Below are 12,800 nucleotides of genomic sequence, written 5' to 3' on the forward strand. Positions count from 1 at the left end.
GATGTGTGCAAAACCACATCCGGTCACCGGGCAACCCGAAAGGAATACGCAGACGTATTCCTTTTTTGTTGTAAGTGAGACCTTGCCGGAAGGCGAGGTCTATGCATAAAAAGCAGCGGCTGACGTCTTCCGACGTTGGCCGTTTTTTTATGTGTAAGGAACTTCTATGAATACTGTCGGCACGCCGTTGCTATGGGGCGGATTCGCTGTTGTTGTCGCCATTATGCTGGCTATCGACCTGTTGTTGCAGGGGCGTCGTGGGGCACATGCTATGACCATGAAACAGGCTGCGGCCTGGTCGCTGGTCTGGGTGACGCTGTCGTTACTGTTTAACGCCGCTTTCTGGTGGTATCTGGTGCAAACCGAAGGTCGCGCCGTTGCCGATCCACAGGCACTGGCCTTTCTCACGGGTTATCTGATTGAGAAATCGCTGGCGGTCGATAACGTCTTTGTCTGGCTGATGTTGTTCAGCTATTTCTCTGTTCCGGCGGCGTTACAACGGCGCGTGCTGGTGTATGGCGTACTCGGGGCGATTGTTCTGCGTACCATCATGATCTTCACTGGCAGCTGGCTGATTTCGCAGTTCGACTGGATCCTGTATATCTTCGGTGCCTTCCTGCTGTTTACCGGCGTGAAGATGGCGCTGGCCCATGAAGATGAATCAGGCATTGGCGACAAGCCGCTGGTGCGCTGGCTGCGCGGTCATTTGCGCATGACCGACACCATCGACAACGAGCATTTCTTTGTGCGTAAGAATGGCTTGCTGTATGCCACGCCGCTGATGCTGGTGCTGATTCTGGTGGAATTGAGCGACGTGATTTTCGCCGTGGATAGCATTCCGGCTATCTTCGCCGTGACCACTGACCCGTTCATTGTGCTGACCTCAAACCTGTTTGCGATCCTCGGCCTGCGTGCGATGTATTTCCTGCTGGCGGGCGTAGCAGAACGTTTCTCGATGCTCAAATATGGCCTGGCGGTGATTCTGGTGTTTATCGGTATCAAGATGCTGATTGTCGACTTCTACCATATTCCAATCGCCGTCTCGCTGGGCGTGGTTTTTGGCATTCTGGTGATGACGTTTATTATCAACGCCTGGGTGAATTATCGGCATGATAAGCAGCGGGGAGAATGATTCGCTGTATATTAAGCCATTACTAGCGATAACTCATTCCAGACAAAGGTGAGCTATTAATTATGTAATCGGCTTATAGCTCTTTACAAAAAGACCGCACGGGTGTTGGTGGCGTCAAAATCGCCGAAGCGTTCCCTGGAGGCCGGGGCGACGCGCATGGATGCGCGGCGAGGGCGCATCTTACAGGGACGTTCCCTTGCGCCCGACCCGGTAGCCGCAAGGGATAAGCTGAGGGAACCGCGCAGCGGCGATTTTGTTCGCCAGAGCCTGGGGGTGCAGGGGGCGGCGGCGATTGGCCGCCCCCTGCGCGCTCCCTGCGGCAGTGACTTTATATGGCATAGCACATTAAAGGAGCGCAACCGTTCTCATATTCCAAATAGTTTTGCCCATATGTTATCTAATCAGCCTTAGTAGCCAGTCCTTCCCTCTGTTTATGTCAAATAAATGTAACCATTAAGTTGCAAAATATGACCTCTCTTTAAAATCCAGCATTTTTCGCTTCCCGAAGCTGTAACTTTCCTTATACTCGACCTTGCAAACACTTTGTTACATCCTGAAAGATGCGTCGACAGAACGCACCAGGGATGTGCGACAACACAATGAAAGGATCGAAAAATGACTACGCAACGTTCACCGGGGCTATTCCGGCGTCTGGCTCATGGCAGCCTGGTAAAACAAATCCTGGTCGGCCTTGTTCTGGGGATTCTTCTGGCATGGATCTCAAAACCCGCGGCGGAAGCTGTTGGTCTGTTAGGTACTTTGTTCGTCGGCGCACTGAAAGCCGTTGCCCCCATCCTGGTGTTGATGCTGGTAATGGCATCTATTGCTAACCACCAGCACGGGCAGAAAACCAATATCCGCCCTATTTTGTTCCTCTATCTGCTGGGCACCTTCTCTGCTGCTCTGGCCGCAGTAGTCTTCAGCTTTGCCTTCCCTTCTACCCTGCACTTGTCCAGTAGCGCGGGTGATATTTCGCCGCCGTCTGGCATTGTCGAAGTGATGCGCGGGCTGGTAATGAGCATGGTTTCCAACCCCATCGACGCGCTGCTGAAAGGTAACTACATCGGGATTCTGGTGTGGGCAATTGGCCTCGGTTTCGCACTGCGTCACGGTAACGAGACCACCAAAAACCTGGTCAACGATATGTCGAATGCCGTCACCTTTATGGTGAAACTGGTCATTCGCTTCGCACCGATCGGTATTTTTGGTCTGGTTTCTTCTACCCTGGCAACCACCGGTTTCTCCACACTGTGGGGCTACGCGCAACTGCTGGTCGTGCTGGTTGGCTGTATGTTACTGGTGGCGCTGGTGGTTAACCCATTGCTGGTGTGGTGGAAAATTCGTCGTAACCCGTTCCCGCTGGTGCTGCTGTGCCTGCGTGAAAGCGGTGTGTATGCCTTCTTCACCCGCAGCTCTGCAGCGAACATTCCGGTGAATATGGCGCTGTGTGAAAAGCTGAATCTGGATCGCGATACCTATTCCGTTTCTATTCCGCTGGGAGCCACCATCAATATGGCGGGCGCAGCAATCACCATTACCGTGTTGACGCTGGCTGCGGTTAATACGCTGGGTATTCCGGTCGATCTGCCCACAGCGCTGCTGTTGAGCGTAGTGGCTTCTCTGTGTGCCTGTGGCGCATCCGGCGTGGCGGGGGGGTCTCTGCTGCTGATCCCACTGGCCTGTAATATGTTCGGTATTTCGAACGATATCGCCATGCAGGTGGTTGCCGTTGGCTTTATCATCGGCGTATTGCAGGACTCTTGCGAAACCGCGCTGAACTCTTCAACTGACGTGCTGTTCACTGCGGCAGCTTGCCAGGCAGAAGACGATCGTCTGGCAAATAGCGCCCTGCGTAATTAATTGTTTAACCCCTTTCGTCTACGGCGGAAGGGGTTTTCTCTACTTTAAAAGGATCAATTCCCCTTTTCTGCATCCGCCAGAAACGAATGATATTCAGACCATTCATCAGCAGAAAACTCCCCTCAATCATCGTGCCGCCTATCGACCCCGCCCAGAAGTTGTGAATCACCCAGCAACACGTTGAAAACCACATTACGCAGCGCATGGTCAGCCCTTTACAGCGGAACAACGCCCAGGTACTGACAATCGTGCCGATTACCGGCAGTAGTTCGACAGGATGATGGAACTTCGCGAGGCCAATTCCGCCAGTCAGCACAATAAAAATCGCCATTACCCATAAGCTGCGCGTGCGTAAGGTAATCAATGTACGAATGGCATTAAGGATGGCACTGGCACCGGCGGGATAGGTGCCCAGAAGAAAAAAATGTACGCCAATAACGGCGCTATAGACCGAAAGCTGCTTTTTAAAGCGGCGTTCGTCACGGTTGAAAAATGTTGTGATACCAATCAGAAAGGCGATGACACCCACGCCCTGGGCCAGCCAATACGCGGTCATGATAAATCCTTAGCAGGTCTGGAAAAGCAAACGGCGCTTCACATTATGAAACGCCGTTTTTTATTAACAACTCATTTCGACTTTATAGCGTTACGCCGCTTTTGAAGATCGCCAGTTCGCGGAAGTCGTTACGCTCGTTACAGGTTTGCTTACCGTTGGCAAACTCAACGATGGTATCGATGAATTCTTCCAGCAACTGCGGCATCGCTTTACCGTGGATCAGCTGACCCGCGTCAAAGTCGATCCAGTGTTTTTTCTTCGCCGCCAGTTCGCTGTTGGTGGCGATTTTCACCGTCGGTACAAAGCCGCCGTATGGCGTGCCGCGACCAGTACTGAACAGCACCATATGGCAGCCCGCACCCGCCAGAGCGCTGGTCGCTACGGCATCGTTACCTGGCGCACTTAACAAGTTCAGCCCCGGCGTTTTCAGACGCTCGCCGTAACGCAGCACGTCAACCACGACACTGGAACCGGCTTTCTGGGTACAGCCAAGGGATTTATCTTCCAGCGTGGTGATACCCCCCGCTTTGTTCCCCGGCGATGGGTTTTCGTAGATCGGCTGGTCATGGGCAATAAAGTACTGTTTGAAGTCATTGACCATGGTGACCAGTTTTTCAAACGTTGCTTCGTCACGGCAATGGTCCATCAGCAACTGCTCTGCGCCGAACATCTCCGGCACTTCGGTCAGTACGGTAGTACCGCCGTTAGCAATCACGTAGTCAGAGAAACGCCCCAGCATCGGGTTAGCAGTAATACCAGAAAGACCGTCAGAACCACCGCACTCCAGACCAAACTTCAGTTCGCTAAGTTTGCCTGGCTCGCGCTTGTCGTTGCGCATCACGTTATACAGCTGATGCAGATGCTCGATCCCGGCTTCGATCTCATCATCCTGCTGTTGGCAGATCATGAAATGAACGCGTTCAGGATCGATATCGCCCAGCGTTTCACGGAATGCGGCAACCTGGTTGTTTTCGCAGCCCAGACCAATCACCAGCACTGCGCCCGCGTTCGGGTGGCGCACCATGTTTTGCAACATAGTCCGCGTATTGATGTGATCGTCGCCCAGCTGTGAGCAGCCGTAGGTGTGGCTGAAGAGGAACACGCCGTCAGTACCTTCGGCGTTGTTGGTCTCTTTCAGGAAACGGTTCTGGATCTGCCGCGCGATGCCGTTAACACAGCCCACGGTTGGCAGGATCCACAGCTCATTGCGCACCCCGACATCGCCGTTAGCGCGACGATAGATCTGCACTTCACGATCTGCCGCTTGCGCAGGCAGATCCTGAAAATCAGGTTGATAGCGATACTGATCCAGATCGCTCAGATTCGTGCGCGTATTGTGGGCGTGAACGTGTTCCCCCGCCGCAATATCCGCCAATGCATAACCAATCGGCAGGCCATATTTGATGACGTTGGCCCCTTTTGCGATATCCGTTAACGCAAATTTATGTCCACGAGCAACAGCCTGGCGCAGCGTAACAGTCTGGTTATCGACACTGACTTCTGTGCCTTCCGCCAAATCTGCTAAAGCGACCGCGACGTTATCCAGCGCATGGATCTTGATGTATTGCATATCAACCCCAGACCTTAGTTCAGTTCAATGGCGAAGTAGTCACGCGCATTGTTAAAGCAAATATTTTTCACCATCTCGCCCAGCAGGTTGATGTCCGCCGGTGCTTCGCCCGCTTCCACCCAGCGACCGATCATCTGGCACAGAATGCGGCGGAAGTATTCGTGACGGGTGTATGACAAGAAGCTACGGCTGTCAGTCAGCATACCGACAAAGCGGCTCAGCAGACCGAGCTGCGCCAGTTGGGTCATCTGACGTTCCATACCGTCTTTCTGATCGTTAAACCACCAGCCGGAACCGAACTGCATTTTGCCCGGCATACCTTCGCCCTGGAAGTTACCGATCATGGTGCCCAGCACTTCGTTATCGCGCGGGTTCAGGCAGTAGAGAATGGTTTTCGGCAGCAGGTTTTCTTCGTTCTGCTTGCTCAGCAACTTAGACAGCTCTTCCGCCATCGGACGGTCGTTGATGGAATCAAAACCTACATCCGGCCCCAGCAGTTTGAACTGACGCAGGTTGTTATTACGCAGCGCGCCAATGTGGTACTGCTGTACCCAGCCGCGACGCGCATATTCGGCACCAAGGAACACCAGCACCGCAGTTTTGAACTGTGCCACTTCGTGCTCGCTCAGGGTTTCGCCAGCCAGACGACGCGCCAGAATGCTGTCCAGTTCCGCTTCGTTCGCTTCAGCAAACATCACCACATCCAGCGCGTGGTCAGACACTTTACAGCCGTGAGCGGCGAAGTGATCCAGACGTTTGGTCAGGGCAGTTTGCAGATCAGCAAAGCGGCGGATGTCGGTATCAGAGACTTCACCCAGCTTCGCCATGTAGTCGTTAAAGGTCGCCTGTTCGATGTTAAAGGCTTTGTCCGGACGCCAGCTCGGCAGCACTTTGATGGTGAAAGAGCCGTCTTTGGCGATCTCTGCGTGATGCTCCAGAGAATCGATCGGGTCATCGGTGGTGCCGACCATTTTCACGTTCATCTGCTGCATGATGCCGCGCGCGGAGAAGTTATCCTGCGCCAGCAGTTCATTACATTCGTTCCAGATTTCATCGGCAGTTGACGGAGAAAGCAATTTGCCAGTGATACCAAACGGACGACGCAGTTCGAGGTGCGTCCAGTGGTATAACGGGTTGCCGATAGTGTGCGGAACAGTCGCCGCCCAGGCGTCAAATTTTTCACGGTCAGACGCATCACCGGTGCACAGACGCTCGGCCACACCGTTGGTACGCATAGCGCGCCATTTGTAGTGATCGCCCTTCAACCAGATGTCATACAGGTTTTTAAAACGATAGTCTTCCGCAATCTGCTGCGGCGGCAAATGGCAATGATAATCGAAAATCGGCTGGTCTTTTGCGTAGTCGTGATACAGACGGCGGGCAAATTCAGTATCTAACAGGAAATCTTCAGTCATAAACGGAGTCATTTTCGTCTTCCTCTCAACGAGTGAGCTAGCTTGCTTATGGTGCGATGCTGACAAAGTTATCACACCAATTTCCAGAGTCCGAAGATATTTTCGTGAGATAGATCAATAAACGTAGTTAAAAAAATTACTCTCAAAGTGGTAAATCTCGCTGCAGGCCGCGCCAGTACTGGCCTCGCTGTCGTCAGGTAATGTCCCTACAAATATTCCCACATTTGTGATGGCTCTCACCTTTTAAAGTTGTATGACAAGTTATCTTTCTGCCGTCGCAAATCATAAGTCGACGGAATGCAAATTGCCGATTCATTCATTTGTTAGATGAATCGGGTTAACCGGTACGGAAGCCGAATTAGCACGAAACTTTCATGGCAACGTTCGGGGCGTGCCGGTTTTTTTTCGGTTACCCGGTCGTAACTAACATCTTCAGCCTCTGGCGGGATGATGGCCGCGCTTCCTGCGGATATAACAAAACGATGAGGTTTTACATGCGTAAAATTAAAGGGTTACGTTGGTATATGATCGCACTGGTGACGCTCGGCACCGTGCTTGGTTACCTGACGCGTAACACTGTGGCGGCAGCTGCGCCAACTCTGATGGAAGAGTTAAACATCTCCACCCAACAGTATTCCTATATCATCGCAGCCTATTCTGCTGCTTATACGGTCATGCAACCGGTAGCAGGTTATGTACTGGATGTGCTGGGTACGAAAATCGGTTATGCAATGTTTGCTGTGCTGTGGGCCGTGTTCTGTGGTGCAACCGCGCTGGCAGGTAGCTGGGGCGGACTGGCTGTTGCTCGTGGTGCGGTCGGTGCCGCGGAAGCAGCGATGATCCCGGCGGGTCTGAAAGCCAGCTCCGAATGGTTCCCGGCGAAAGAGCGTTCCATCGCGGTAGGTTACTTTAACGTAGGTTCTTCGATTGGTGCGATGATTGCACCGCCGCTGGTGGTATGGGCAATCGTGATGCACAGCTGGCAGATGGCATTTATCATCTCCGGTGCATTGAGCTTTATCTGGGCAATGGCATGGCTGATTTTCTATAAACATCCGCGCGACCAGAAGCATCTGACCGATGAAGAACGCGACTACATTATTAATGGTCAGGAAGCCCAGCACCAGGTGAGCACGGCGAAGAAAATGTCCGTTGGTCAGATCCTGCGTAACCGTCAGTTCTGGGGTATCGCGCTGCCGCGTTTCCTGGCAGAACCGGCCTGGGGTACTTTTAACGCGTGGATCCCGCTGTTCATGTTTAAAGTTTACGGCTTTAACCTGAAAGAGATTGCGATGTTCGCCTGGATGCCGATGCTGTTTGCTGACCTCGGTTGTATCCTCGGTGGTTACCTGCCGCCGCTGTTCCAGCGTTGGTTTGGTGTGAACCTGATCGTTTCTCGTAAGATGGTCGTAACGCTGGGTGCAGTGCTGATGATTGGCCCGGGTATGATCGGTCTGTTCACCAACCCGTATGTCGCAATTATGCTGCTGTGTATCGGTGGTTTTGCCCACCAGGCACTGTCTGGCGCGCTGATTACGCTCTCTTCCGACGTGTTTGGTCGTAACGAAGTGGCAACGGCGAACGGTTTAACCGGGATGTCCGCATGGCTGGCAAGTACGCTGTTTGCGCTGGTTGTCGGTGCACTGGCTGACACCATCGGCTTCAGCCCGCTGTTCGCAGTTCTGGCAGTATTTGACCTGCTGGGTGCGCTGGTTATCTGGACGGTGTTGCAGAACAAACCGGCGATTGAGGTGGCGCAGGAAACACATAACGATCCTGCACCGCAACATTAAGGCTTCGTGTAAGTTTTAGTTTCCCTTCAAAGCCGCCTTCTCAGGCGGCTTTTTCATCACTGTGAGTAGAGCTAAACTCGCAAAAGTGGTATAACAAATATAGTCTGCCGTATCATGCCTGGAGCGCATATGGAAATCACTGAACCACGCCGTTTGTATCAACAACTTGCCGCTGATCTGAAAGAGCGCATCGAACAGGGCGTCTATCTGGTGGGTGATAAACTGCCTGCTGAGCGCTTTATTGCCGATGAAAAGAACGTCAGCCGTACGGTAGTTCGTGAAGCCATCATCATGCTGGAAGTTGAAGGCTATGTGGAGGTGCGTAAAGGTTCAGGTATTCACGTGGTTTCCAACCAGCCGCGTCATCAGCAGGTGGCGGACAATAATATGGAATTCGCCAATTACGGTCCGTTTGAGTTGCTCCAGGCTCGCCAGCTCATCGAAAGTAATATTGCCGAGTTCGCGGCAACTCAGGTAACGAAACAGGACATCATGAAACTGATGGCCATCCAGGAGCAGGCGCGCGGCGAACAATGCTTCCGTGATTCCGAGTGGGATTTGCAGTTCCACATTCAGGTAGCCCTGGCGACGCAGAACTCCGCCCTGGCGGCTATCGTTGAAAAAATGTGGACCCAACGTAGCCATAACCCGTACTGGAAAAAACTGCACGAACACATTGATGCCCGTACTGTCGATAACTGGTGCGATGACCACGATCAGATCCTCAAGGCGTTAATTCGCAAAGATCCTCATGCTGCTAAGCTGGCAATGTGGCAGCATCTGGAAAACACCAAAATCATGTTATTTAACGAAACCAGCGACGATTTCGAGTTCAATGCCGACCGCTATCTGTTCGCAGAAAACCCGGTAGTGCATCTCGATACGGCCACCAGCGGCAGCAAATGAAATTTCCATCCGACAGGCGCTGCAATGCGCCTGTTTGCTTCGTCGGTAAGCGAAAAGTATAAAGTGTCAGCCTGTGTAAATCCTCTCGCCACCCTCCCCTGCAATCAGCAAAATCAGACTCCACGGACATGTAATTTTGATAACGAACAACGTTGACCTTTGTTACAATTAGATTCAATTTGAATTTATGCTTTTGAATGCTTTCTTATCTCACGATTTAACAGGGAATAGTTCAGGCTGTGTTGATGTATCAAACCCGCAAAACATACCAAAACAGCAATAACATTGCGGTAGTGCATCTTTTAAAACCAGCGTGGCGTTAACCGATTCACCAGGAATAATGAATGGAACTTTTGACCCAATTGCTGCAAGCCCTGTGGGCGCAGGATTTTGAAACCCTGGCCAATCCGTCGATGATTGGCATGTTGTATTTTGTCTTGTTTGTAATTTTGTTCCTTGAAAACGGCTTGCTTCCGGCGGCCTTTTTACCGGGCGACAGTTTACTGGTGTTGGTCGGCGTATTGATTGCGAAAGGCGCGATGGGCTATCCGCAAACGATTCTGCTGCTGACCGTTGCCGCCAGCCTCGGTTGCTGGGTCAGCTATATTCAGGGGCGATGGCTGGGCAATACCCGCACCGTACAAAACTGGCTATCTCATTTACCCGCGCATTATCATCAACGCGCACACCATCTTTTTCATAAACACGGTTTATCGGCGCTGTTAATTGGTCGCTTTATTGCATTTGTCAGAACACTGCTGCCGACGATTGCCGGATTATCAGGGCTGAACAACGCGCGCTTTCAGTTCTTCAACTGGATGAGCGGTCTGCTGTGGGTATTGATCCTGACAACTCTGGGTTACATGCTCGGCAAAACGCCGGTATTTTTAAAGTACGAGGACCAGCTGATGTCATGCCTGATGCTGCTCCCGGTGGTGCTGCTGGTGTTTGGCCTGGCAGGTTCTCTGGTCGTGTTATGGAAAAAGAAATATGGAAATCGGGGGTAAGGGATGCAAATACCTCGCATGTCGCTTCGCCAGCTAGCCTGGTCCGGCGCTGTTTTACTTCTGGTCGGCACACTGTTGCTGGCCTGGTCCGCGGTTCGCCAGCAAGAGTCTACGCTGGCGATTCGTGCCGTTCATCAAGGGACAACGATGCCAGACGGTTTTTCAATCTGGCATCACCTTGACGCTCACGGCATTCCTTTCAAAAGTATCACCCCCAAAAATGACACTCTGTTAATTACCTTTGACTCCAGCGACCAGAGTGCCGCCGCAAAAGCGGTCCTCGACAGAACATTGCCCCATGGCTACATCATCGCGCAGCAGGACAATAATAGTCAGGCTATGCAGTGGCTGACCCGGTTGCGGGATAACTCTCATCGCTTCGGATAACTTCCTGTTATCCGAAACATATCACTGACTTTGGTGATTTCACCGTAACTGTCTATGATTAATGAGGCGGTGGTTAACACTACCGCTTCGTTGTCTGGACAATCGTTCCTTTGTAATAGGTCCGAATCACAATGGAAGGTTCAAGAATGAAATACCGCATCGCTTTAGCTGTTTCTCTCTTTGCTCTTAGTGCCGGTAGTTATGCCACTACCCTGTGTCAGGAAAAGGAGCAAAATATCCTTAAGGAGATCAGCTATGCCGAAAAACACCAAAACCAGAATCGTATTGACGGTCTGAATAAAGCCCTGAGTGAAGTCCGGGCCAACTGTTCAGATAGCCAGCTGCGTGCCGATCATCAGAAGAAAATCGCAAAGCAGAAAGATGAGGTGGCGGAACGCCAGCAAGATTTAGCCGAGGCGAAGCAAAAAGGCGATGCCGATAAGATTGCCAAACGCGAACGGAAACTGGCAGAAGCGCAGGAAGAGCTGAAAAAGCTGGAAGCGCGCGACTACTAACTCACAATAGTCACTACTTACTCACCTGGAGAAAACTATGTCGAAAGAACACACTACGGAACATCTGCGTGCTGAGTTGAAATCCCTTTCCGATACGCTGGAAGAGGTGCTTAGCTCATCTGGCGAGAAGTCAAAAGAAGAGTTGAGTAAGATTCGTAGCAAAGCGGAGCAGGCACTGAAACAGAGCCGTTATCGCCTGGGTGAAACCGGTGATGCCATCGCCAAACAAACCCGTGTCGCGGCGGCGCGTGCCGATGAGTATGTGCGTGAAAATCCATGGACGGGCGTGGGCATTGGCGCTGCAATCGGTGTAGTGCTCGGCGTTCTGCTGTCGCGTCGTTAATTATGGCGGACACTCATCACGCGCAAGGGCCCGGTAAAAGCGTTCTGGGCATCGGGCAGCGAATTGTTTCCATCATGGTTGAAATGGTGGAAACACGTCTGCGGCTGGCGGTGGTGGAGCTGGAAGAGGAAAAAGCGAATCTCTTTCAACTTTTACTGATGCTGGGCCTGACGATGCTTTTCGCTGCATTTGGTCTTATGAGCCTGATGGTGCTGATTATTTGGGCGGTTGATCCGCAATATCGCCTGAATGCGATGATTGCCACCACCGTGGTGTTGCTGCTACTGGCACTGATTGGCGGTATCTGGACGTTACGTAAATCGCGTAAATCCACCCTGCTGCGCCATACACGCCATGAGCTGGCAAACGATCGGCAGCTGCTCGAGGAGGAGTCCCGTGAGCAGTAAAGTCGAACGTGAACGACGTAAGGCGCAACTGCTGAGCCAGATCCAGCAACAACGGCTGGATCTTTCCGCCAGTCGTCGTGAATGGCTGGAGGCAACAGGCGCTTACGATCGTCGCTGGAATATGCTGCTAAGTCTGCGCTCCTGGGCGCTGGTAGGCAGTAGCGTGATGGCGATCTGGACGATTCGCCATCCTAATATGCTGGTCCGCTGGGCCAGACGCGGTTTTGGCGTATGGAGCGCCTGGCGTCTGGTGAAAACGACCCTCAAGCAGCAACAACTTCGCGGTTAACTTCCCTCTGGCCGGAGCCATTCCGGCCTTATCCATCAAATTTTTTGAAGATTTTTGACAGTTTTCCTTGCTAACAATCATCATTCACCACGTTTATGATTCTCTCCATCGACAGCAACGACGCTAATACCGCGCCCTTGCACAAAAAAACAATCAGCAGCCTGAGTGGCGCAGTGGAGAGTATGATGAAAAAATTAGAAGATGTTGGTGTACTGGTAGCGCGCATTTTAATGCCGATTCTGTTTATTACCGCAGGCTGGGGAAAAATTACTGGTTACGCGGGTACCCAACAATATATGGAAGCGATGGGCGTCCCGGGTTTTATGCTGCCGCTGGTGATTCTGCTTGAGTTTGGTGGTGGTCTGGCAATCCTGTTCGGTTTCCTGACTCGCACCACAGCCCTGTTTACTGCGGGCTTTACGCTGCTGACGGCATTTTTATTTCACAGCAACTTTGCTGAAGGCGTCAACTCACTGATGTTCATGAAAAACCTGACAATTTCTGGCGGATTCCTGCTGCTGGCAATTACCGGTCCGGGCGCGTATAGCATCGACCGCCTGCTGAATAAAAAGTGGTAAGCACGAGCTATACTTAACGATAAAAAACGAGGAGGAAGCTCC

At 52.1% G+C, this 12,800-nt stretch carries 15 protein-coding genes; 12 read left to right on the forward strand and 3 right to left on the reverse strand.

What is annotated here, in order from left to right; genetic code table 11:
- Positions 1-166: 166 nt before the first annotated feature.
- Entirely contained in the window at positions 167-1,132 is a 966-nt protein-coding gene (alx, locus tag ACJHXB_RS02585) for a TerC family membrane protein Alx (protein ID WP_001098805.1), read from the forward strand.
- A 615-nt stretch (positions 1,133-1,747) separates the two neighbouring features.
- Positions 1,748-2,992: a serine/threonine transporter SstT gene (gene sstT, locus ACJHXB_RS02590; protein ID WP_000211655.1), complete on the forward strand. Its 1,245-nt coding sequence runs from the start codon at positions 1,748-1,750 to the stop codon at positions 2,990-2,992.
- A gap of 4 nt (positions 2,993-2,996) precedes the next feature.
- Here sstT and ACJHXB_RS02595 read toward each other — a convergent pair whose 3' ends face one another.
- The 3 genes from ACJHXB_RS02595 to uxaC form a co-directional block, all read right to left on the reverse strand.
- The gene (locus ACJHXB_RS02595; protein WP_000128138.1) at positions 2,997-3,548 is read right to left on the reverse strand and encodes a YgjV family protein; all 552 of its coding nucleotides are present in this window, start codon (positions 3,546-3,548) and stop codon (positions 2,997-2,999) included.
- Positions 3,549-3,630: 82 nt separating this feature from the next.
- Positions 3,631-5,118, reverse strand: coding sequence for an altronate dehydratase (uxaA, locus tag ACJHXB_RS02600; RefSeq protein WP_001199356.1), 1,488 nt, complete (start codon positions 5,116-5,118; stop codon positions 3,631-3,633).
- Between the two features lie 14 nt (positions 5,119-5,132).
- The gene (gene uxaC, locus ACJHXB_RS02605; protein ID WP_000187442.1) at positions 5,133-6,545 is read right to left on the reverse strand and encodes a glucuronate isomerase; all 1,413 of its coding nucleotides are present in this window, start codon (positions 6,543-6,545) and stop codon (positions 5,133-5,135) included.
- A gap of 482 nt (positions 6,546-7,027) precedes the next feature.
- Between uxaC and exuT the strand changes: the two genes are divergently transcribed.
- From exuT to ACJHXB_RS02655, 10 genes are all read left to right on the forward strand, one after another.
- A complete protein-coding gene (gene exuT, locus ACJHXB_RS02610; protein WP_001226465.1) occupies positions 7,028-8,326 on the forward strand; it encodes a hexuronate transporter ExuT in 1,299 nt (432 codons plus the stop codon).
- A 129-nt stretch (positions 8,327-8,455) separates the two neighbouring features.
- Positions 8,456-9,232: a transcriptional regulator ExuR gene (gene exuR / locus ACJHXB_RS02615; RefSeq protein WP_000406499.1), complete on the forward strand. Its 777-nt coding sequence runs from the start codon at positions 8,456-8,458 to the stop codon at positions 9,230-9,232.
- 239 nt (positions 9,233-9,471) lie between these two features.
- Positions 9,472-9,555: a hypothetical protein gene (gene yqiM / locus ACJHXB_RS02620; protein ID WP_212735802.1), complete on the forward strand. Its 84-nt coding sequence runs from the start codon at positions 9,472-9,474 to the stop codon at positions 9,553-9,555.
- 21 nt (positions 9,556-9,576) lie between these two features.
- Entirely contained in the window at positions 9,577-10,239 is a 663-nt protein-coding gene (gene yqjA, locus ACJHXB_RS02625) for a DedA family general envelope maintenance protein YqjA (RefSeq protein WP_000422149.1), read from the forward strand.
- Positions 10,240-10,242: 3 nt separating this feature from the next.
- The gene (gene mzrA / locus ACJHXB_RS02630; RefSeq protein ID WP_001166760.1) at positions 10,243-10,626 is read left to right on the forward strand and encodes an EnvZ/OmpR regulon moderator MzrA; all 384 of its coding nucleotides are present in this window, start codon (positions 10,243-10,245) and stop codon (positions 10,624-10,626) included.
- Positions 10,627-10,772: 146 nt separating this feature from the next.
- Positions 10,773-11,141 (forward strand): DUF1090 family protein YqjC, encoded by a 369-nt coding sequence (gene yqjC / locus ACJHXB_RS02635; protein WP_001295543.1) that lies wholly within the window; start codon positions 10,773-10,775, stop codon positions 11,139-11,141.
- A 37-nt stretch (positions 11,142-11,178) separates the two neighbouring features.
- Positions 11,179-11,484: a YqjD family protein gene (locus ACJHXB_RS02640; protein ID WP_000031415.1), complete on the forward strand. Its 306-nt coding sequence runs from the start codon at positions 11,179-11,181 to the stop codon at positions 11,482-11,484.
- A 2-nt stretch (positions 11,485-11,486) separates the two neighbouring features.
- Positions 11,487-11,891, forward strand: coding sequence for a phage holin family protein (locus ACJHXB_RS02645; RefSeq protein ID WP_000785722.1), 405 nt, complete (start codon positions 11,487-11,489; stop codon positions 11,889-11,891).
- Positions 11,881-12,180, forward strand: coding sequence for a YqjK-like family protein (locus tag ACJHXB_RS02650; protein WP_000096086.1), 300 nt, complete (start codon positions 11,881-11,883; stop codon positions 12,178-12,180). The genes ACJHXB_RS02645 and ACJHXB_RS02650 overlap by 11 nt, the downstream gene beginning before the upstream one ends.
- A 185-nt stretch (positions 12,181-12,365) precedes the next feature.
- Complete coding sequence (locus tag ACJHXB_RS02655) at positions 12,366-12,758, forward strand: DoxX family protein (protein WP_000732240.1); 393 nt, start codon at positions 12,366-12,368, stop codon at positions 12,756-12,758.
- Positions 12,759-12,800 lie beyond the last annotated feature (42 nt).

This window comes from Escherichia sp. WS3227_2 (genome assembly GCF_046486495.1).
GTDB lineage: Bacteria > Pseudomonadota > Gammaproteobacteria > Enterobacterales > Enterobacteriaceae > Escherichia > Escherichia coli.